This is a genomic window from Sphingobium sp. LB126, from assembly GCF_002795205.1.
Classification (GTDB): Bacteria; Pseudomonadota; Alphaproteobacteria; order Sphingomonadales; family Sphingomonadaceae; genus Sphingobium; species Sphingobium chungbukense.
Map to the genome: position 1 here is coordinate 424867 of NZ_NETV01000002.1, position 21630 is coordinate 446496.

The 21630-nt window shown below is 62.0% G+C and carries 18 protein-coding genes; 13 read left to right on the plus strand and 5 right to left on the minus strand.

Annotated features, from left to right (window positions below):
• Positions 1 to 8: 8 nt before the first annotated feature.
• Both CAF53_RS18170 and CAF53_RS18175 read left to right on the plus strand, forming a co-directional pair.
• Entirely contained in the window at positions 9 to 800 is a 792-nt protein-coding gene (locus CAF53_RS18170) for a TonB-dependent receptor (protein WP_100239106.1), read from the plus strand.
• A gap of 65 nt (positions 801 to 865) precedes the next feature.
• Entirely contained in the window at positions 866 to 2128 is a 1263-nt protein-coding gene (locus tag CAF53_RS18175) for an MFS transporter (protein ID WP_100239107.1), read from the plus strand.
• 44 nt (positions 2129 to 2172) lie between these two features.
• On the opposite strand, the gene CAF53_RS18180 is transcribed toward CAF53_RS18175, so the two are convergent.
• From CAF53_RS18180 to CAF53_RS18190, 3 genes are all read right to left on the minus strand, one after another.
• Positions 2173 to 3465, minus strand: coding sequence for a cytochrome P450 (locus CAF53_RS18180; RefSeq protein WP_100239549.1), 1293 nt, complete (start codon positions 3463 to 3465; stop codon positions 2173 to 2175).
• A 130-nt stretch (positions 3466 to 3595) separates the two neighbouring features.
• Complete coding sequence (locus CAF53_RS18185) at positions 3596 to 4867, minus strand: MFS transporter (protein WP_100239108.1); 1272 nt, start codon at positions 4865 to 4867, stop codon at positions 3596 to 3598.
• 226 nt (positions 4868 to 5093) lie between these two features.
• Positions 5094 to 6254 carry an acyl-CoA dehydrogenase family protein gene (locus tag CAF53_RS18190; RefSeq protein ID WP_100239109.1) on the minus strand — a complete coding sequence of 387 codons (1161 nt, stop codon included), beginning with the start codon at positions 6252 to 6254 and terminating at the stop codon, positions 5094 to 5096.
• Between the two features lie 403 nt (positions 6255 to 6657).
• Between CAF53_RS18190 and CAF53_RS18195 the strand changes: the two genes are divergently transcribed.
• The gene (locus CAF53_RS18195) at positions 6658 to 7602 is read left to right on the plus strand and encodes a D-isomer specific 2-hydroxyacid dehydrogenase family protein (protein ID WP_100239550.1); all 945 of its coding nucleotides are present in this window, start codon (positions 6658 to 6660) and stop codon (positions 7600 to 7602) included.
• A gap of 3 nt (positions 7603 to 7605) precedes the next feature.
• Here the strand turns inward: CAF53_RS18195 and CAF53_RS18200 are convergent, their stop codons facing one another.
• Positions 7606 to 8442 (minus strand): LysR substrate-binding domain-containing protein, encoded by an 837-nt coding sequence (locus CAF53_RS18200; RefSeq protein WP_046763942.1) that lies wholly within the window; start codon positions 8440 to 8442, stop codon positions 7606 to 7608.
• Positions 8443 to 8730: 288 nt separating this feature from the next.
• Between CAF53_RS18200 and CAF53_RS18205 the strand changes: the two genes are divergently transcribed.
• The 10 genes from CAF53_RS18205 to CAF53_RS18250 all read left to right on the plus strand — a co-directional run bounded on the left by CAF53_RS18205 (position 8731) and on the right by CAF53_RS18250 (position 19837).
• A complete protein-coding gene (locus tag CAF53_RS18205; RefSeq protein ID WP_046763943.1) occupies positions 8731 to 9549 on the plus strand; it encodes an ABC transporter permease in 819 nt (272 codons plus the stop codon).
• 2 nt (positions 9550 to 9551) lie between these two features.
• Positions 9552 to 10355, plus strand: a complete 804-nt coding sequence (locus tag CAF53_RS18210; protein ID WP_046763944.1) for an ABC transporter ATP-binding protein — start codon at positions 9552 to 9554, stop codon at positions 10353 to 10355.
• Positions 10352 to 10978: a cysteine dioxygenase gene (locus tag CAF53_RS18215; RefSeq protein WP_046763945.1), complete on the plus strand. Its 627-nt coding sequence runs from the start codon at positions 10352 to 10354 to the stop codon at positions 10976 to 10978. Before CAF53_RS18210 ends, CAF53_RS18215 begins: the two co-directional genes overlap by 4 nt.
• Positions 10975 to 12237, plus strand: coding sequence for a rhodanese-like domain-containing protein (locus tag CAF53_RS18220; protein ID WP_100239110.1), 1263 nt, complete (start codon positions 10975 to 10977; stop codon positions 12235 to 12237). The genes CAF53_RS18215 and CAF53_RS18220 overlap by 4 nt, the downstream gene beginning before the upstream one ends.
• A 14-nt stretch (positions 12238 to 12251) precedes the next feature.
• A complete protein-coding gene (locus CAF53_RS18225; protein ID WP_100239111.1) occupies positions 12252 to 13340 on the plus strand; it encodes an LLM class flavin-dependent oxidoreductase in 1089 nt (362 codons plus the stop codon).
• Between the two features lies 1 nt (position 13341).
• Positions 13342 to 14301: an ABC transporter substrate-binding protein gene (locus tag CAF53_RS18230; RefSeq protein WP_100239112.1), complete on the plus strand. Its 960-nt coding sequence runs from the start codon at positions 13342 to 13344 to the stop codon at positions 14299 to 14301.
• A gap of 122 nt (positions 14302 to 14423) precedes the next feature.
• Positions 14424 to 17009 carry a TonB-dependent receptor gene (locus CAF53_RS18235; protein ID WP_100239113.1) on the plus strand — a complete coding sequence of 862 codons (2586 nt, stop codon included), beginning with the start codon at positions 14424 to 14426 and terminating at the stop codon, positions 17007 to 17009.
• Positions 16984 to 17943, plus strand: a complete 960-nt coding sequence (locus CAF53_RS18240; protein ID WP_100239114.1) for an ABC transporter substrate-binding protein — start codon at positions 16984 to 16986, stop codon at positions 17941 to 17943. Before CAF53_RS18235 ends, CAF53_RS18240 begins: the two co-directional genes overlap by 26 nt.
• Before the next feature lie 82 nt (positions 17944 to 18025).
• Positions 18026 to 18817 (plus strand): class II aldolase/adducin family protein, encoded by a 792-nt coding sequence (locus CAF53_RS18245; protein ID WP_046763951.1) that lies wholly within the window; start codon positions 18026 to 18028, stop codon positions 18815 to 18817.
• 357 nt (positions 18818 to 19174) lie between these two features.
• Entirely contained in the window at positions 19175 to 19837 is a 663-nt protein-coding gene (locus CAF53_RS18250; protein ID WP_100239551.1) for a peroxiredoxin-like family protein, read from the plus strand.
• A gap of 219 nt (positions 19838 to 20056) precedes the next feature.
• Here the strand turns inward: CAF53_RS18250 and CAF53_RS18255 are convergent, their stop codons facing one another.
• The gene (locus CAF53_RS18255) at positions 20057 to 21403 is read right to left on the minus strand and encodes an LLM class flavin-dependent oxidoreductase (protein ID WP_046763952.1); all 1347 of its coding nucleotides are present in this window, start codon (positions 21401 to 21403) and stop codon (positions 20057 to 20059) included.
• Between the last annotated feature and the right edge of the window lie 227 nt (positions 21404 to 21630).

The window sequence follows — 21630 nt, forward strand, 5'->3', positions numbered from 1 at the left end:
CTACACGGATGACAAGAAGACCTTCGATCGCACCATGTCCAACGGCGTTTCGACAGCGATCATCGGCGCGCCGTTCCGGGAGAGGGGGCCGCTATGCCCAGGCCTATCGCGCCGGCGGCGTGTCGGTACGCTCGCCCTTGTTCAAGCCCTTTGGCGCGGAGGTGAACAAGTCCTTCGAAATCGGCCTGAAAAGCGACCTGATCGAGCGCCGTCTGCGCGTCAACGCGGCGCTGTTCGAAAACCGTATCCACAACCGCCAGATCACCAGTCAACTTGATCCGACCGGCGATCCGGCGATCACCGATACGCTCAACGCTGCGGGCGTCACCCGCATCCGCGGCGGCGAACTGGAGATCGTTGCGGCTCCTGCCCGTGGGCTTCAGGTTTCCGCGACCTACGCCTATCTGCATGGCAAGCGCCCCGGCAGCTATTTCATCATCGATCCCAATGCCGAATTGCGCATCCAGAGCCTGCCGAAACATGCGGTCACGCTCGCGATCGACTATAGCCTGCCCCTTGGCATCGGCGATCTGGCCTTCCATGGCGATTATGCCATGGCCAGCGACACGTCGGGCACGGGGCGCGTAGCCTTCGGCGCCTTCGCCTATGACATCCGCCGCGACGTCGCCAATGCACGCATCGCATTGCAGAATGTCGAAGTGGGACCCGCGAAGTGGCGGCTCGCGCTGTTCGCCAAGAACATCTTCGACACCGCCTATCCTGTCTTCACCGCGCCGGGGGCCAATGCGGTCCTTTCGCCTCCCAGAACCTATGGGGTCGAACTGGGGGCCAGCTTCTGACGTGATCCATCCGGCGCGCGGCTTCTCCTCGGGGAGCCGCGCGCTCGTCTTTGCAGGATAGTGCCATGACAACCGCCGCTCAGGAATGGAAAAGGCATTGGCGGACCCTTGCCACCTCCTCCTTGGGGGTCGCGACCGGCTTCTCCATGCTGCAATTCAATGCCAGCATCTTCATACAGCCCTGGCAGGAAAGTTTCGGATGGTCGCGGGGAGAAATCGCCGCCGCCCATAACGGGATGATCCTGACCGCGATCCTCTCCCCTTTTGCGGGGGCGCTGCTCGATCGCCATGGCGTGCGCCGTCCGTTGCTGGTGGCGATGGCGCTGACAGGTGTCGCCTATCTGGCCATGACGCAGCTTGGTGGATCGCTGGTTCAATTCTATGCGACCTATCTTGCGCTGCAGGTCATCGGCATCTTCACGACTGGCCTTGCATTCACCCGCATCGTCGCTGCGCGCTTCGTCAAGTCGCGTGGCCTTGCATTGGCATGCACGCGGGTCGGCATATCGATCCTGGGTATATTCCTGCCCGCTACGCTGCACGCCCTTGTCGAGCGGGAGGGATGGCAGGCGGGTTTCTACCTGCTTGCGGGCATCGTCCTGCTGGTCGGCCTGCCGGTCTGCTGGATCGGCATCCGCGATCTTCCGCGGGCGGCCGCGCCTGAAAGGTCGCAAGCGTGTTCGGAGGATAAAGAGAGCTATCTGGGGCTGCTGCGGCGCGAACCGCGCGTCCTGCTGCTGTGCCTCTGCGCGGGTTTCGGCTATGCGCCGTTATCGACCCTGCTCAGCCAGTTCCAGCCGCTGCTGACCGCCCTCGACATCGCGCCGGCCGATGCGGCGATGTTGACCGGCGTGCTGGCGGGGTCGGTGTTGATCGGCACGTTGGTTTCGGGAACGCTGATCGATCGTGTCTGGGCGCCCGCGATCGCATGCCTGTTCAGCCTGGGGCCGATATTGGGCTGCCTGCTCATGTTGCAGGGGAGCCTGACATTCCCCATGGCGCTGATCTCGGCGGTGCTGATCGGCGCAGCGCAGGGCGCGGAGATCGACATCGTCGCCTATATGGCCGCGCGCTATTTCGGCATGCGGCATTATTCCGCCATCTATGGCAGCACCATCACCGTCATGACGCTGATGGCCGTGGCGGGGCAGGTCGGCATCGGCTTCCTGTACGACCGCTTCGGTAATTATCACGTTGCCCTGATCGCTGTGATCGGCGGGCTTGCGGCCTCCATATTCCTCTACCTGTTGATGGGCCGTTACCCGCAGCAGGTAGAAGTTGAACCGGAACGGCCCGCAAGGCCCATCGCCGGAGAAGCCGCCGCCTGATCGTCCGCGCCATTTGATCCACAAATGGCGCGGAAAAGCCATGCTTAGTCCCAGGCGACCGGCAGTTCGCGCTGTCCCCAATATATCCAGCTATTGATCCGCTCGGGACTTCCGGTCAGGCGGAGATGGGGCAAACGCTCGACCAGCTTGCGCAGACCGACCTGTGCCTCCAGCCGGGCGATCGGCGCACCCAGGCAGAAATGAACGCCATAGCCGAAGGACAGATGCCGCTTCACCTGATTGAGTGGCCGATCCATGACGAAGCTGTCGGGATCAGGAAAGATGTCCGGATCGCGATTGGCGCCCATCATGGAGAACATCAGCTTGCTGCGTTCGGGCAACTGCGCGCCATGCATCTGCACCGGGCACAGGCTGGTGCGGAAATGGGAGTTGATCGGCGGGTCGAAGCGCAAGCTTTCCTCGATCACATTCTCCACCAGATGCGGCTCGGCTTTCAACCGTTCCCAGCGTTCGGGGACTTCCAGCAACCGCCAGACGACGTTGGTAAGAAGGCTGGTGGTCGTCTCCTGCCCCCCGGTCAGCAGCGCGGTGCAAATCTGGAACAATTCCATGTCGTTGAAACGCCGTCCTTCCACACGGCTGACAAGGCCAAGGGAGATATAATCGAACGGCAGCACCGTCCCCCAATGGTCGTGGGTGGGTTCATCGATGCCCGCATCGCGCAACATTTGCTTGCGCGCTTCGATAAGGCCCATGAAATGCGGCTGAATCTCCGCGATCAGCGTCTGTTCGGCGCTTGGGTTCTTGTCATTGAACAGCAGCGATTGCAATTCGTCCGCCCAGCGCTTGTAATCCGCGTAGAGCGCCTGATCCGCTCCCAGCATGAAACACATGGTCCGCGCGGGAAGCGGCAGGCAGAAGAGATCGTGGAAATTGCCCTCCTTATCGGCGCGCTTTTCAAGTCCGGAGACCAGATCTTCCGCGATCGCCTCCACCTCCGGCAGATAATAGCGCATCCGGGCCGGCGTCATCCCCTTGCGCAGGGCGGCGATATATTCGAGGTGGAAGGGCGGATCGGTCAATATCCCGAAGTCGCTGAACGTTTCCCAGTCCATGGGTGCGTCGCCCCATTTGAACGACCATGTGGGATTGTCGGATAATATCTTGTCTCGAATTTCCTTGTAGTCGCTGGTGATGTAGAATTGATAATCATCGCCCTTATAATGATAGAAGGGGCACTGCCTGGCGAGCGCCGAATAGGCGGGACCGGGATTGCGAACCGTATCCGGATCGAGCGGATCGAAGACATGGTCCGCCGCTGTTTTCAGTCGGCGCCCTTCCGGCTCCTGTATCCTCGTTTCTGTGATCTCGGTCATCCCATCCTCCGTCATGATGTCGAGCCGGAGCATAAGGGCTGCGGTTCCCGCGTTGAACGAAAAGTATTTTAGGGGCCTAACTATCGGAACATGTCGTCCCGGCGGGCGCACACGACTATGTCGGCGGGCGTCAGTCCCGTTGCTTGGGATAGCGGCCCATCATCAGGTAAACGCCGCCCGCCGCCATGAAGCTGGCGGCAATGACCAGCAGGGCAGCATCGTAATTGCCGTACCGGTCGAAGGCGACCCCGAGCATGGATGCTCCGACCGCACTGGAGAAGGCGATGAAGAAGACTGTCATGCCATAGATGGTCGAGAAGGACCGGATGCCGAAATAGCGCGCCACCATATAGGCGACCACGTCGATCTCCGCGCCCAGACCGAGGCCGATCAACAGGATGGCGAGGCTGGCCATCGGGCCATCGACCGCGCCGTGCCACGCCAGCAGGCAGGTGCCGGCAGCCGATCCGCAGGCGAAGAGAAAGGCGATGCCCGGCGCCCAGAAGCGATCGACCAGGCTGCCGGTGACGATCGCCCCGGCGAAACTCGCAATCCCCGCCATGCCCACCAGCGCGGCGGCGGCGTCGGCCTCAACGCCCTTGCTGATCAGCAGCGGCTGAAGCTGCGTCATGATCGCGGTGGCCGGCGCGTAACCGAGCCCGGCGCCCAGGCACAGCAGCCACACGCGCCGCTCCCGCAGCAAGTGTAACCATGTCGGCAGATCGGAATCGTGCCGTGCCGTGGTTGCAGATGTGCGGGAATCGCCGATCCAGAACCACACGACGGGCAATGCGATGATCAACACCAGCAAGGCTTCTGTCACATAGCCGGCGCGCCAGCCGAAACGCGCGATGATGGCGAAAAGGATGGTGGGCAAGGCCGCGCTGGCGAGCGCCAGGCCGCTGCGTGCGATCGCCAGGGAAACGCCCCGCGAACGGACGAAGGACTGGCTGACCACGCGGGAGCAGGTGAGACCGCTGGCAGACAGGCCGATGACGCCGGCAAGGACGCTGAGCATGTAGAACAGCGCGAGGGCGCCGTTCATCGACGCCAGGCCCAGATAGGTGAGGATCGACAGGACCATGCCGCAGAGCATGATGCGGCGTGCCCCGAACCGGTCCACTGCGCGACCCACGAAAGGCGCTGCGAAGGCGACGACCAGGGATGAATAATGGGCGAAAGCAATCTGGCCGCGCGACCAGCCGAATGCTTCCTGCAAAGGCAGGACAAACAGGCTGGAAAGCGCCTGGTAGGCGCCGTGGGACAAGCCGATGGTTATGAACGCGGCAAACCCTATCCGCCAGTTCAAGCGCCATTCCTCTATGGCATCTTGCCAGCGATGGTCCTCGTTTCGCGTACCGCCCTGGCCCCCGTCGCCAATATCCCGCGCCTTTTCAGTCATGCCAGGGCCTCTCCAATCATCGTTCAATGACTGACTGGCAGTATGCCCTGGAGCGGGTCAATCATCGCACCTTGCACATCACATGTGCGGTGCCCTGAATTCAGTGAATAAATGTGGTTTGAGATCGATCGGTGCGGTGTCTTCCACGCGAATGATTATCCGGACCTTGGCCCCCGCCGATCATCAAAACGGGCCTTGCCAAGCCTCTTTCGAAAATTCCTGTGGTTCAGTCCTGATGGAAACCGGTCCGTCCAGCGAGGGTAAGGATCGAATCATTCTGCGGTGCGTGGGCGCGGCTGCACAGCACATCGCGATAGTGCCGTTCGAGCGGATTATTGCGGGTGAGACCCGGATTTCCGGTGGCCTCAACCGCCAGGGCCACGGCGTCGATGGCATTGCCAGTGATGATATATTTGAGCAGCAGCGTTTCCGATGCAGGCGGGGGGGCTCCTGCTTCGGTCCGTCGCACCAGGTCCTGCAACAGGATGCGATTGTTCAACAGGAGCGCATCGATGCGGCCCAGCAATTCCTGATAGCGATAGAGCGTCGACAGGGGCGCGCCCAGATTGGAGGGCACCCTGGTGCGGGCGAACCGGGCGAACCAATCACGGCCCTGTTGCGCCACCGCGTCGTACAGGCTACCCAAAAGGCTCACCATCCAGGCGGTCTGAACCGAATTTTCTCCGTTCCATTCGGCCGGGCGACGCAGGTCCACCGCATGGTCGAACGGGATGGCCACGTCTTCCAGAATGACATCATGGCTGCCGCTCGCGCGCATCCCTGCATGGTTCCAGGTTTCCTCGATGCGAATGCCGGGGCTGTTGCCGGGCACGAGGAAATGGCCGACATGGGGGTCGTCGCCTTCGGTGCGGCCCCATATGAGCATATAGCTCAGGATCGGGCTTCCTGTGGAGAAGAGCTTGTGGCCGGAAATGCGCCAGCCATCACCATCGCGCCGTGCCGTGGTGACGGGTAGACCGCCGCGTGAAGGCGTGCCAAGTTCTGGTTCTACCCGTAGCGCATTCACGAGCGCTCCCCGCGAGACCGCCTCGGCCTCGATATGTCGGCGCAGATGTCCGGGCCAGCGATCCTTTTCAACGCCGACATGTATCAGATACTGCATGATGAGGACGAGTGCCGTTGAAGGATCGCCCTTGGCAATCTCCGCCACGACACGGCTGGTCTCGGAAAGTCCTCCTCCCAGGCCGCCTTTTTCGGGAGCAATGGTCAGAGCCAACAGCCCGTACTCATGGAGTGCGGAAAAGTTTTCGAAAGGAAAGGAAGCATCGCGGTCATGTTCGGCAGAAGTCTTCGCGAAACCCTCTCGCAAAGTGGCCAGGATTTCGTCTGACACCGGGGTGTGACTCAGATTGGGAGCTGTAGCCATTATTCGTCCAGCATTGTGTTGGGGAAAAGATTGAACACGGATATCACCGCTACCGACCGGCTTCGCAGGGAAGCCGGCAGCGAGGTAGAGCAGCTACGCCTCCGACGTGGATGATGGTCACCGGCCTTCTCCCTGGCAATGATCTGAACCGCATGGACGCCACCCATGGCAGCATCGCGGCAGGGAAACAAATAAATTATCTACTATATCAGTTGAGAAATATTTAGATGTTGAGACGGGGCGTGTCGTATATCCATCTCCCTCCTGTCGGGGCCGCCATCGGCTCCGAGGGCGGCAGCATCTTGGCCGGAGTAGACAGGCATGGTTATCGCAGATTGTATCGCGAATTTCGTCGATAGGTCATTTTGGCCCAGCGATGGGCGCGCCGCCTGGGGGAATTGACATGTCCTTGATCATCGCCAGCCAGCTGGAACCCGATTTCAATCACAGCCTGGGCCTGCATCCTTCCGGTCCGACCCTGATCGATGTGGCGGAGGATGAGCCGTGGACCGCCGCGAACGAGGCGGACATATTGCTGGTGCGACCTTCCCTGGCCTGGCGGCAATCCTCGCAGGTGCGGCCCAAAATATGGCCGGGGCGGCTCAAATGGGTCTATAGCGCTTCGGCGGGCGTGGATTTCTATCCCGGCTGGTTGCTGGACGCGCCGCTAGTCACTTGCGGTCGCGGCGTCGCTTCGGAGGAGATCGCCGATTATGTGATCGCCGCTATTTACGCCCATGCCAAGAATCTGGAGGCAGCGACGGTCCGTTCCCGTGATCAATGGGTTCCTCGTCCGCTGGGCCGGGTTTCGGGAACGACCATCGGTATCGTCGGCCTGGGCGCGATCGGCGCGGCGGTGGCGCGGCGCGGTCTGGCGCTGGGCGCGCAGGTCGTCGGGCTGCGGCGGAGCGGCGCGCAATCGGGCATTAGCGGAGTGCAGCATGTCGGCGATCTCGAAACGCTGGTGTCGGCGTCGGACCATATCGTCGTCGCCGTGCCCGGCACGCCGGAAACCCGCCATCTCTTCAATGAAGCGCTGTTCGCTCGGATCAAGCCGGGTGCGCATCTCATCAATGTGGCACGGGGCTCGGTGATCAATCAGGAAGCCCTGATCGATGCATTGGATCGGGAACGGCTGGGCTTCGCGACCCTGGATGTCACCGATCCGGAGCCGCTGCCCGAAGGCCACGCACTCTACAGTCATCCGCGGGTGCGACTGACGCCACATATTTCGAGCAACTACAATCTCATCCGCCACCGGTTGCTGGAAAAGGTGAATGACGATCTGTCTCGCTTCGTTCGTGGCGAAAAGCCCAGCGACATCGTCGATCCGGCACGGGGCTATTGAGTTTCAGAGCGTCTGAACCGTTTCCCGCGCGAGTTCGGCGAGACGATGCGCCGCCTTGTCCAGCTTATCGCCCGCGCGCAATATGGCGGCGACGCGTGGCAATTGCGGTAGCCTTTCATGTTCGAGCGCCTCGCTATCGCCCAGGAACAGATGGGTGCGGCAGGTGACGCCAAGCCCCGCGCCCACTGCCGCCTTCAGCGTCGCCAGATTGGGGGTCTCCACTGCGATCCGCCATTGCAGCCCACTATCCTCCAGCGCCCGGATGGCGGCTTCGCGGAACCGGCATGGCTCCTCCAGCACGGCGAGCGGAATCACGTCCCGCTCGACAAGCGCCGCTTCGCCATACCAGCTCATCGGCGCGATGGTCACGGCATGCGGATCGTTGGGTGCGGCAAAGCCCAGCAAAATGTCGAGCTCGCGGCGATCCAGCAGAGTCTGCAACTCCGCGGTTCCAGCGACGCGGGCATAGATTTGCGCATCGGGGTGCAGTTCGGAAAAACGCGACAGGAGTCCGCTGAGCAGGCTGTCGGCAAAGTCCTGCACCATGCCTATGCGCGCCGGTCCGGCAAAACGGCCTGCACTGACCGCCGCGACGGCCTCATCATGCAGCAGCAGCACGCGCCGCGCATAATCGAGCAGCACTTCCCCTGCCGAGGTCAGGTTCAACCGTCGCCCCTCCCGAAGGAACAGCGTCTGCTGCACCAGTTCCTCCAGTCGCTTGATTTGGAGGCTGAGCGCGGACTGGGTCACGAACACCTGCTCGGATGCGTTCAGCATCGACCCCGTATCGACGATGGCAACAAAGCTGCGCAAGAGATTGGTAGGCAGATTGACCGGCATGGAAACCTCATGAGGGAAAAGCGCAGCCGATCCGAGGCCGGGCATGGAGTCGCGCTCTTATCATCAATACAAATATATCAATCAAAATAGTAGAGATTTAAAGCGGGCAGAAAAATCTTGGTCCGAACGATCGAAGCCCACAAACCCGCCATTTTCTGCGATCGATAGAGCGTCATTTGCGCCGGATCGCCGCTTATCAGCGTCGCTCATAGATGGAGCGATAAAAACTCAATTGAATTGGTAGAGAATTCATGTTGGGCTTTTCCTCATTACCAAGAGGACGAGTTGATGACGGTTTTGGCAGCGGGCAAGCGCAGTTCCGGATATTCCGGCGTTCGGAGATTTTCCCTCGCACGCTTCGGTGGACGCTGGTTGTCGCCCGTCATCCTGCTGCTGCTCTGGGAGTTGGGATCGCGCAGCGGCCTTATCCCCGAACGTACCTTGGCCGCGCCTTCTGCGGTGATCGGCACGTTGGCCCAAATGCTGCTGTCGGGCGAATTGCCCTCGAACCTGCTGGTGTCATTTGCCCGCGTCGCGGTGGGGTTGCTGATAGGGGTGGGGCTTGGCCTGGGGCTCGGTCTCGTCTCAGGACTGTCCCGCACCGGGGAGTTGGCGGTCGATCCGCTGATGCAGATCAAAAGGACCATTCCCGTGCTGGCGCTGACGCCGTTGTTCATCGTCTGGTTCGGGATCGGGGAAACGCCCAAGATCGCGCTTATCGCCTTCGCGGCAGTCTTTCCCGTCTATCTCAACCTCTATAGCGGCATCCGGGGTGTCGACCTGCGCTTGCTGGATGCGGCGAAAAGCTTCGGGCTCAGCCGCTGGGAACAGATCTGGCATGTCATTCTGCCGTCCGCGCTGCCCTCGCTGTTGGTGGGGCTGCGTTATGCGCTGTCGGTTGCCATCCTGGTCCTCGTCGTGGCGGAGCAGATCAACGCATCGGCCGGCCTTGGTTATCTCATCAACAATGCCCGCGATTTCATGCGGACGGACATCATCGTCGTCTGCCTCATGGTCTACGCCATTCTCGGCCTTGGCGCCGACTGGCTGGTCCGCGCCATCGAAGCCCGCGCCCTTATCTGGCGCCCCAGCATAGTGGAGCAATAAGCATGGACGCCCGTCTCGGATTTTCCGCCCTGCAAAGTGCCGCCCATCACCGCGATCTTCCGCACCCTGAGCCGGTGGTGAGGCTGCGCGGTTTCGTCCGCCGCTTCGGCGCCAACACGATCATCGACGGTCTGGATCTGGACATCGCGCCGGGCGAATTCATTGCGCTCCTGGGCCGTTCCGGTTCCGGCAAGACAACCTTGTTGCGCACGCTCGCTGGTCTCGATGAGATACGTGGACAGGACGTCGAAGTCCCCGACTCGCGCGCAGTCGTGTTTCAGGATGCACGTCTGCTGCCCTGGAAGCCGGTATGGAAGAATGTGGCCCTGGGTCTCAAGGGCGACCGGGTGCGCGACCGAAGCGAGGCGGCGCTCAAGGAAGTCGGGCTTGGCCATCGGCTCGACGCCTGGCCGCTGACGCTCTCCGGCGGAGAAGCGCAGCGCGTCGCGCTTGCCCGTGCGCTGGTGCGCGAACCCAAGCTGCTGCTGCTTGATGAACCCTTTGCCGCGCTGGATGCGCTGACACGCTACAGGATGCATGAACTCGTCCTGTCGCTCTGGCGCGCGCACCGGCCTGCCGTGTTGATCGTGACCCATGATGTGGAGGAAGCGATCGCGCTCGCTGACCGGGTGCTGGTGCTCGACAAGGGGCGCATCGTAGCGCAGGAGCGGATTGCGGCTCCGCGGGGGGAACGGTCCGGTCTTTCGGGGCATCTGCGGGAAAAGCTGCTCTCCCATCTCGGTGGCGATGATGATCATGGCGCCGCTGTCCTGCCCTTCGCGCCGATCGCGGAGGCCGCCGAATGAATGCCGTCGCGACGATAAGTCGGCCTGCCGACGGCGCCGCCGACATCGCGCGTCTGCGCGGCTTCGTCACCGCTTTTGCCGATCTGGTGGCGGCGACGCGCGATGAAGGGGCGATATTGGAGAGTGGCCGCGCCCTGTTGAGCCGGCTGATCGCCAGGGACGACTGGCTGCCGGAGCAATTCACTCGCCCGCATCCCGAGCGCTACCAGCAATATCTGTTGCATTGCGACAGCCGCGAGCGCTTCAGCGTCGTCAGTTTTGTCTGGGGACCCGGCCAGTCCACGCCGGTCCACGATCATACGGTTTGGGGTTTGGTCGGCATTTTGCGCGGGGTCGAGAAGGTCGAGCGCTTCCGCCGGTCGCCCGACGGTCGATTGATCGCGCATGGTGAGCAATATCTTCGTGAGGGCGAAGTCGACGCCGTATCCCCCCGCATCGGGGACATCCATCGCGTGACCAACGGCCTTGTGGATCGGCCGTCGATCAGCATCCATGTCTACGGCGCCAATATCGGCGCGGTCGAGCGGGCGACCTATGCTGCCGACGGGACCGCCAAAAGCTTCATATCGGGTTACGCCAACGGCGTGATCCCCAACCTCTGGGACAGATCGAGAAACGCATGACCACCGATACGCTGGAACGCATTCAGCTTGCCACGCCGCAGGATATCCGTCGCGCCTTGCTGGTGGGCAGTGAGATTGCCCTGATCGACGTGCGCGAGGAGCATGAATTCGCGCAGGGCCATCCTTTGTTCGCCGCTCAGATTCCGCTGCGCCGGATCGATGAGGAAGCACGTTGGCGCATTCCCCGGCCGGATACGCCGATCGTCGTCTATGACAATGGTGAAGGGCTGGCGCGCAAGGCGGCCGTGCGGTTCGAGGGGCTGGGCTATACCGACGTCCGCGAACTGGAGGGCGGCCTCGATGGCTGGCGCACTGCGGGCTATGAGCTGTTCGAGGATGTGAACAGCTATTCCAAGGCCTTTGGCGAGTTGGTCGAGCATCGCCGCCATACGCCCAGCCTGGCGGCGGAAGAGGTGCAGGCGCTGATCAGGGAAAAGGCCGATATCGCGATCCTCGACGCTCGTCGTTACGACGAATATAACACGATGAGCATCCCGACCGGCACCAGCGTTCCCGGCGCGGAACTGGTGCTGCGCGCCCGGTCCATCGCGCCTGATCCCGATACCACGATCATCGTCAATTGTGCGGGCCGGACCCGGTCGATCATCGGCACCCAGTCGCTGGTCAATGCCGGTTTGCCCAACCCGATCTTCGCCCTGCGCAACGGTACGATCGGCTGGACGCTGGCGGGACAGGAACTGGAGACCGGCCAGACCCGCGTCGCGCCGGAGATCGACAATCGCTCTGCCGAGGATGCCCGCGCCCATGCTCGCGATGTTGCCTATCGCGCTGGGGTGAAGCGCATCGGATGGGACGAACTGGAGGCGTTGAAGGCTGACGAGGCACGTACCCTCTATCTTTACGATGTACGCCAGCCGCGTGAATATGAAAGCGGTCATCTGCCTGGCTTCCGCAATGCACAAGGTGGTCAACTCGTTCAGGAAACCGACCATAATGCCCCGGTACGGGGCGCGCGCATCGTCGTCACCGATGACATTGGCCCGCGCGCCGATATGACTGCCTCCTGGCTCGCGCAACTGGGGTGGGAGGTGTTCGTACTCGATGTCGACTGGGCCACGGTAGCGCTGGAAAAAGGACCAGATGGTGCCCCCAGTCCGCGCGGGCCGGAGGGCCGCTACAAGCGCCCCTATGAAGGAACGGACAACAAGGCGGCGGCCATGCAGGCCTATCTCGACTGGGAATATGGCCTTGTCGCTCAACTGGAGCGCGACGGCACTCACGGCTTTTTCGTGATCTGAATTGAGAGGTTACCATGAGCGTCAAATTTATCGGCTATATCGGCTTCAATAATGCCTCTGAAACCCAGGCGGCCGTACGAAGCCGTGTCCTCGACAAGGATTATGTCGAGGCATCAGCCAAGGCCCAGGAAGAGGGGGGCTTCGACCGGGTATTGATACCCTTCAGTTCCAACAGCCCGGAAAGCCAGATCGTTGCAGCCCATGCGGCGGCCATTACCTCGACCCTGGGTTTCCTGGTGGCGCATCGGCCCGGCTTCACCCAGCCGACCGTTGCCGCACGGCAACTGGCGACGCTGGATCAGTTGTCGGGCGGGCGTGTGGCGGTCCACATCATCACAGGTGGCGCCGACGATGAAATGGCGCGGGACGGCGATACCAGGAGCGTGAAGGCGGAACGATACGCCCGCACTGACGAATATCTTACCATCCTGCGGCAGGAATGGACGGCGGCCAGGCCATTCGACCATCAGGGCAGATTCTACGACGTGAAGCAGGCGTTCAGCGCCATCAAGCCCGACAATCTACCGGTTTTCTTCGGCGGTTCGTCGCCCGAAGCGATCGAGGTTGCGGGGCAGCATGCCGATGTCTACGCCCTTTGGGGCGAAACGCTGGAGGCGGTGCAGGATACTGTCCGGCAGGTGCGCCGGTCGGCGGCGCGTTTCGGTCGCGATCCCGGCTTCTCCCTTTCATTGCGGCCTGTGATCGCGGACACGGAAGAGGCGGCGTGGAAGCGCGCGGCCGAGATCGAAGATCAGGTGCGCGAAAACCGGATCGCCGCTGGACTGCCGCTGACCGGCCACCGTCCGCCCAATGCCGGATCGCTTCGCCTGCTCGAAACGGCGCGCGTCAATCGGCAGGACAAGCGGCTGTGGACCGGCGTTGCGGCCCTGACGGGTGCGGCCGGCAACAGCACGGGACTGGTCGGTACGCCCGAGCAGGTGGCGGACGCGATGCTCGATTATTATGATATCGGTATCGACCATTTCCTGATCCGCGGCTTCGATCCGTTGGGCGACTCCATCCTCTATGGCCGGGAACTTCTCCCTGTCGTGCGGCGTAAGGTCGCCGATCGGGAAAAGAACGGTCTGGCGTTGGCGGGCTGAAATGGCGAAAAACAGGGGCGCGATCATCGCGGTGATACTGGTTGCGGCGGCGGGCTTTGGTCTCGCCGCCGCGAAATTTGGCGGCAGCGATGATCGGGTGCTGCGCGTTGCCAACCAGAAGGGGCAGGTCAAATCCATGATGATCGCCTCGGGTGTTCTCAATGATGCGCCTTATACGGTCGAGTGGTCGGAATTTCCGGCAGCCCAGCCCTTGCTGGAGGCGTTGGGTGGCGGTGCGGCGGATCTCGGCCTGGCGGCCGACGCGCCCTTCATCTTCGCCTATCAAAGCGGTAGCCCGATCAAGGCCATCGGGGTGCAGGCGCCCGCTGCCCAGGCTGCGGAGGCGCTGGCCATATTGGTGAAGGACGGCTCGCCCGCGCGGTCGATACAGAATCTGATCGGCAAATCGATCGCCACCACGCGTGGATCGATCGGTCATCATCTGCTGCTTCAGGCGCTCGAACGGGCGCATATCCCGGCGGACAGGGTGCGCGTCACTTTCCTGTCGCCCGGCGATGCCAAGGCCGCCTTCGACAGCGGCGCGATCGACGCCTGGTCCACCTGGACGCCCTATACGAATGTGGCGATCAAGGAAGGCGCACGCGTGGTGGTCGATGCGAAGGATTACGGCCTGCCCAATTATATCGACATTGCCTATGCCGACTCCATCGGATCGAAGCGCGCCTTGCTTGCGGATTTTCTCCGGAGGGAGGCAAGGGCCGTCGACTGGGCGCGGGCGCATCCGGATGAGTTCGCGCAGGTTCTGGCGAAGGAAACCGGTCTGCCGCTCGACATCGCGCGCGCAAGTTTCGACCGCAACAACCGTGTGTCGCAACCCATCGACGGCAAGATCATCGCACACGAACAGGACATTACCCACCGCTTCCAGAAGGCCGGCTTGATTGATGGCAAGCGGGTGGTCGCCGATGCCTTCGATCCCGACTTCGGTAAAGGCGGGTAAAGCTGAATTTCGTCCCTATATAGAATAAATTAAATTCAAATATATTCATAGATGTAATGGTAAAGTCATTTCTCATCAATTTGATAGTAAATAGATGATCCCCATGTGATGGGGGATATGCCATGAACAATGAAAACTATTTTCTGTGCTCGACTGCAATTGCGATCGTCTTACTGACGACTGTTCCCTTGTTCGCGCAAACCGCCGCAGCAACTGAGGGCGTTGCGGCGGAAGCTGCCGACGATGCTGGCGCCATTATCGTGACGGGCGTGCGCGGTGCACCGCGTACCGTGGCGGAAAGTCCTGCGCCGATCGACGTCGTGAGCGCGGAGAAATTGCAGGCCACCGGCTCGGCCGAGTTCGGTGAAGCCCTGTCCAAGCTGCTGCCTTCGCTCAATTTCGGCGCGACCCATGCGGGCGTGTTCTCGATCGGGCGTCCGGTCACCAATCGCGGCCTTGCGCCCGCCTATACGCTGGTGCTGGTCAACGGCAAGCGGCGGCACAACGGCGCTTTCCTCAACAATTCGACCGCCGATACATCTGGCGCGAACCCGGTCGACATCGACCTCATCCCCACCAGCGCGATCAACCGGATCGAGGTGCTGAAGGACAGCGCCGCCGCCCAATATGGCACCGACGCCATAGCCGGGGTCATCAACATCCAATTGGCCGAGAAGGAAGGGCTGAGCGGCGATTTCACCTATGGCACGCTCTATAACGCGAATGGCAAGCCGGATAGCTGGAAGGGCACGATCCGTTACGGCACGAAGATCGGTGACGGCGGCTTCCTGACCCTGAGCGGCGACATTCGCAAGCGCGGCGGCGCCTGGTGGAACCTGCCCGCGACCGATACGAACATCTATGGCCTGCCCGCCAACCGCACGGTCGATCAGGTAGTGGCGACCAGCGGCCTGACCCGTGATCAGGTGCTGGTCAATGTCGCCCAGGCCAATGCCCGCAACGCGCAATGGAGCCGCGACGGCGCGCATAATGGCGACCCGCAGATCAAGGCGGTCAACCTTTCCTATAATGCGGAACTGCCGGTGACGGAGAATGCCACCCTCTACAGCTTCGGCACCTATGGCGAGCGCGACGCCCAGATCGGCAATAATTTCCGCCGTCCCAACAGCACCGCCAATTTCACCGCACTTTTCCCGGACGGCTATTATCCCCTCAACAATATCGACGAGAATGATTTCCAGTTCGTCGGCGGTTTGAGGGGCGTACTCTGGGGCTGGGACTATGATGTCAGTTCCTCTTTCGGCCGCAACTATAGTCATCAATATTCGAAATTGTCGGTCCGTCCCTCGCTCGGGGCGAACAGTCCGACAAGCTGGCCCAATCTCGCCAATTTCGAGTTCCGGCAATGGACTCACAATGTCGATCTTCACCGCGAAGTCGAAATCGGTCTGGCCAGGCCGCTGCAAATCTCCGTCGGCGGCGAATATCGGCTCGATCGCTTCCGGACCTTCGCGGGCGATCCGCTGGCTTATCAACCGGCGACCTATCGTTTCCAGCCCGGCGACCAGCAATATGACTGGAATGTCGGCGTCACCGCCTCGCCCGTGGTGCAGGGGGCGATCGTGCTGTCGCCCGCTGATGAGGCTGATATCGGCCGCAAAGTCTATGCGGGCTATGTCGACCTTGGCATCTATCCGCTCGATGCATGGTATATCGGCGCTGCGGTCCGCGCCGAACATTATAGCGACGGTTCCGGAAGCCCGGTCGGCCTGAAGCTCAACAGCCGCTATGAGATCAGCCCTGCCTTCGCCATTCGCGGCACGGTCGGCACCGGCTTCCGCGCGCCATCGCTGACGCAGATCGGCTACGCGCAGACCGATGGGCGAACCTCCTCCTTCTTCAATGCGCAGACCGGCCAGACGGAATTGCGGCCGACCGTCGCGAAATTGGTGACGGCGGATTCCGCCGTCGGCCAGTTGCTGGGCGCCAAGCCGCTCAAGGCGGAGAAGACCTGGAATGCCGGACTGGGCTTCGTCTTCACGCCTGCGCCGTTCCTGTCGGTGACGCTCGACGGCTATTATATCCGCATCAAGAACCGGATCGAGCGCACCGGCCGTTTGTTCGGACCTGGAATTTCCGCCATTCTTGCGACCAACGGCCTGTCGGACATCGAGCAGGCCGAATATTTCATCAACGCCGCCGACACCACGACCAAGGGTTTCGATCTGGTCGCTGACTATTCCAAAAACCTTGGCGATCTGGGCAAGCTAGGCCTGACTTTCGCATTCAACTATTCGAAGACGAAGGTGACGGATGTCGTCGCTACCCCGTCGCAACTCTTCGGTCCCACCGGCGCGTCGCTGCTGGGTGCGGGGTCGGTCTTCTTCGGCGGCGACAAGATCGGTGAATTGGAAGTGCTCCAGCCACATACGAAGCTGGTCAGCACGCTCAACTGGAGCAAGGGCATTTTCGGCTTCAGCCTCACCGCCACCCGCTACGGCAAATATACGCAGCGCACGGCGGCGGGCGACGACCGGCATTTCGGCGCGAAGATCATCACCGACGCCAGCATCAGCGCGAAGGTGACGCAGTTCGCCACGCTTTCGGCCGGCGCCACCAACCTGTTCGACGTCCGCCCCGAAACCAACGGGCCGGGCAATCCCCAGACGGGCCAAGGCTATTATGGTCCATCCCCCTTCAATCCCGCGGGCGGATATTATTATGGACGGATCGCGCTTGCTTTCTGATCGCCGGACCTTCCTGGCCGGGGCGGCGGCCCTCAGCCTGACCGCTTGCGCGGGGAAGGGCGGTCGCACCAGGCTGGTGCTGGGCGATCAGGTCCACCTCCTTCAGTCGAAAGCAGAGGCGGCGGGTGCCCTGAACGACCTGCCCTATGATGTGGAATGGGCCAATTTCGCCGGCGCCGCGCCGCTGCTGGAGGCGCTCAACGCCGGGGCGGTCGACACCGCTCCGGCGGGCGACCTGCCGGTCGTGCTGGCGGCATCGGCGGGCGTGCCGCTGAAGATCATCGCAGGCTCGATCTCCTCGACCAAGGACATTGGCATCATCGTTCCCGGCGGCTCTCCGATCCGGTCGGTCGCGGGCCTTGCGGGCAAGCGCGTGATCGTGTCGAGCGCGCGGGGCAGCATATCCCATTATCTGCTGCTCGAAGCGCTCAAGGAAACGAAGCTCGACCGGCGAAAGGTCGACATCGGCTTCATGCTGCCCAATGACGCTGCCGCTGCCTTCGCCGCCGGGCAGATAGAGGCATGGGCGACCTTCGGCACCTATCAGATCGCGGCGGAACAACGCGGCGCGCGCGTGTTGCGCGATGGGGAGGGTATCAATAGCGGCCTGACCCTGATCGCCGCCTCCCAGACCGCACTCGACGATCCGGCGAAGCGCGAAGCCCTGCGGGATGTCCTCACCCGCCTCCGCAAGGCGAGCCTATGGTCGCGGGCGCATCCCGCCGACTATGCCCGCCTTTTCGCGCGGCAGACGAAGGTTGACCCGAAGCTTGCCGCCTTGATCGTAGAACGGCAGAACCCGCTGCTCATCGCACCCGATGCGGCGGTGGTGAAGACGTTGCAACGGGTGGTCGACCGCTTCCATGCCGATGGTGAACTGCCCGCCCATATCGATGTCGCCTCCATCGTCGATCCGGGGATATTCCCCGCATGAGCAGCGCCAATCCATTTATCAGCAATTCTCATTGGGCGGCGCCCTGCCGCTTCCCTAAAATCCCGCGCAAAGGAGCAGCGCCATGGCCACAGTCTTGAAGGACGACCGTTTCCGCCAGTCGGGGATCAGCGAAGCGGAATGGAAGGTCCGCGTCGATCTTGCCGCTTTCTATCGCCTGTCCGCCCTCTATGGCTGGGACGATTTCATCTATACCCATATCTCCGCCCGCGCGCCGGGGCCGGAGCATCATTTCCTGATCAACCCCTTCGGCCTGATGTTCGATGAGATCACGGCGTCCAGTCTGGTCAAGGTGGACCTGGACGGCAATGTCATCGGGGAAAATGATTACGGCATCAACTATGCCGGCTATGTGATCCACAGCGCGATCCACGGCGCGCGGGAAGATGCCCATTATATCGCCCATTTCCACAGCGCCGATGGCGTGGCGGTGTCGGCACATGCCGAAGGGCTGCTGCCGCTCAACCAGCGCGCCCTCGCGCTGATCCCTGGTCTGTCCTATCATGACTATGAAGGCGTGGCGCTCAACCTGGATGAGCGGGAGCGGCTGGTAGCCGATCTTGGCAATACCAAGGTCATGCTGCTGCGCAATCACGGCACGCTGGCATTGGGATCGACGCCGGGCGAGGCGTTCAGCGGCATCTATCATCTGGAGGAAGCGTGCAAGGCACAGGTCCGCAGCCTTGCCGTCGGCCGCGACAATGTGCTGATCGCCCCCGAAGCCGCGCAGGAGGAAGTCCGACGCCAGATGAATCGGGACCGCAAGCCGGTGGAGGGCGCCCGATCGCATTACGACCTCGTCTGGGAGGCCGCGCTCCGCAAGGCGCAGCGCCAATCCCCCGGATTCGACGCCTGAGGAAAGCTTTCGGCATTCTGCTATGGCAAAGGCATCCGAGGCGTGGGCATTCTCCTAACAGTTGCCCATGCTTTCGCATGCGGCCGATATGCTGTCGGCCGGTGATCTAATCGGATAGTAATTGGTTGTCGGAGTTTTGGCGGCGCAATCCGGCAAAGCCTGTCGGGCGTGATGGGACGAATGCCAGCCTTGTCTCTGACTACAGCCAGGCATATTTGAAACCGACAGCAAATTTTCCCGGTCGTCGAGGGAAAGCCTCGACCAGATCAGCAATTCTCGTGATTGTCAGGGCAAGTCTCATTGGCGGACGCTGGTCGCGATCGCCAGAACGGGGTGTGCACGGTGAAGGAGATCATCATGGCCACCATAGCCAATGAAACACTCAAATCCCGCTATGCTGCCTTGCAGGCGGAGCGGGAGAGAAGCTGGTCCCCGGCCCAGCTTGAGGGCAACAAAAGGCAACGCACCCAGTTGCTGGAGCGCTTCGATCCCGCTGCCGTAGCTCAGCCCGGCGACGTCCTGTCGCCCCTGTCCTTCGCGGAGGTGGATGGCGGCACATTGAGGCTGGATGATCTCACCGCGGAAGGCCCGGCGCTGTTCGTCTTCTTCCGCTTCGCGGGCTGTCCGGCCTGCAACATCGCCTTGCCTTATTATGCCGAAAGATTGTTCCCTGCCCTCAGGCAGCGGCATATTCCGCTTGTGGCGCTCAGCCCCCAGCTATCCCATCTGTTGCGAGACATAAAGGTCCGGCACGATCTGCCCTTCCCGGTCGCGACCGATGCCGATAATGGCCTGGCGCGGTTGCTGCATATCAGTTTCGAGCCAGACCATCGTCCGTCGCCGCCCCCATCCGGCTGGATCGGTGAAGTGACGGGCACGGGGAGCTGGGAATTGCCCCAACCCGCTTTCCTCCTGGTTGGCCCCGGCCGCGTCGTGCGCTGGTTGCAGGTCAGCCCCGACTGGGTGGACCGGCCGGAAGCGGACGCCGTCCTCGACCAAATCGATCGAAATGGCGGGTAAAGCGATACAGCCGCTTTGAACGGAAAGGTCTGGGGCCGGTCGTTCCTTGGGGATTGATCGGCCCTATCATTCTTCTTTCGTGAGTGTCGGTCAGCGACGTACGGCTTAGTGCAGCAGCGGAGAGTGGCCAACAGCCGTGCAAATGCCCCATGCTGCCTCCCTGCGAGCTGCGATTTTGCCACCGATGACCCAGCAAGTTCGGGGCGGTCCTCCCGTCTATCACTCGGCAGCAATGGCGGGCGGGACCTCCGGCTTGCGTGCATAGCGGTTTTCGGGGACCGGAAGACCCAGATGCTCGCGGAAGGTGGTGCCTTCATAATCGGTGCGGAACAGGCCGCGCGCCTGAAGGATCGGGATCACCTTGTCGACGAACAGATCGAGCTGTCCGGGAAGGGGTTCGAAGAAGACAAAGCCGTCGGCTGCGCCGCCTTCGAACCATTGCTGCAAACGATCCGCCACGGTCTCGGGCGAGCCGATGAAGACACCGCGCGGCGTCGCCAGGCGTTCCGCCGTCTGACGCAGCGTCAGATTTTCCGCTCGCACCATGGCCAGGACCTTTTGCGATGCGCTTTGCTGGCTGTTGAATCCGATATGTTCGACATCGGGAAAGGGCCCGTCGAGATCATATTGGCGGAAATCATGATCGTTGAAGGTCCGGGACAGGAAGCCGAGGCCGGTGTCGATCGATTCCAGTGCCGCCAACTCGCGATAACGCGCTTCCGCATCCTCGTCCGTCTCCCCCACGATGGGCGCAATGCCTGGCAGGATGAACAACAGGTCGGGATTCCGGCCAAAGCTTCTGGCCCTGGCTTTCACATCGGCATAATAGGCCTGTCCGGCCGTCTCGTCTTCGGCGTGGGTGAAGATGACCTCCGCCTGTTTCGCCGCGAAATTGCGTCCGTCGTCCGAGGCGCCCGCCTGAAAGATGACCGGCTGCCCCTGCGGAGTCCGCTTGATGTTGAGCGGACCGCGCACCTGGAAGAATTCGCCCTTGTGGTCGAGGCGGTGGAGCCGCTCGGGATCGACGAATTGGCCGCTTTCCTTGTCCGCGACATGGGCGCCATCCTCCCAGCTGTCCCACAGGCCCTGAACCACGTCGAGATATTCACTGGCGATGCGATAGCGCAGGGCATGGGGCGGATGTTCGGTCTTGCTGAAATTGGCGGCGGTATCGCCCAGCCAGGAGGTCACGATGTTCCATCCTGCCCGTCCGCCACTTAGATGATCGAGCGAGGCGAATTGGCGCGCGACGTTGAATGGCTCGGAATAGCTGACGGTCAGCGTCGCCACCAGTCCGATACGGGATGTCGTGGCCGCTAGCGCGGATAGGATGGTGATCGGCTCGAAGCGGTTCAGATAATGCGGGCTGGACTTTTCCGTGATCGACAAGCTGTCGGCGACGAAGAGGAAGTCGAATTTGCCGCGCTCGGCCGTTGCAGCCTGCTTCTGATAGAGGGCGAGGCTGGTGCTGGCGTTGACATCACGGTCGGGGTGGCGCCAGTCGTTCCATGTGCGGCCCACGCCGTGCAGGATGAAACCGAGTTTGATATGGCGTTGCTGGGACATGATGATTCTCGCTGGATAGAGCCGATGCGAGAAATTTAGTGGCCGCCATGCACCTCGACTAATGCGCTTTGGTCGCCCTCCTATGATTTGGTCTCAACTCGTCGGGCAGATGCCGCCATTGCGAGTGCTCCTACGCCATCCCCTTCATATCTTCGAAGAACAACTCCCGACCGTCGGAAAGCCCGCCAAGATCGCCACCACAGCCCCCATGCGGAAGCGCGTCGTTA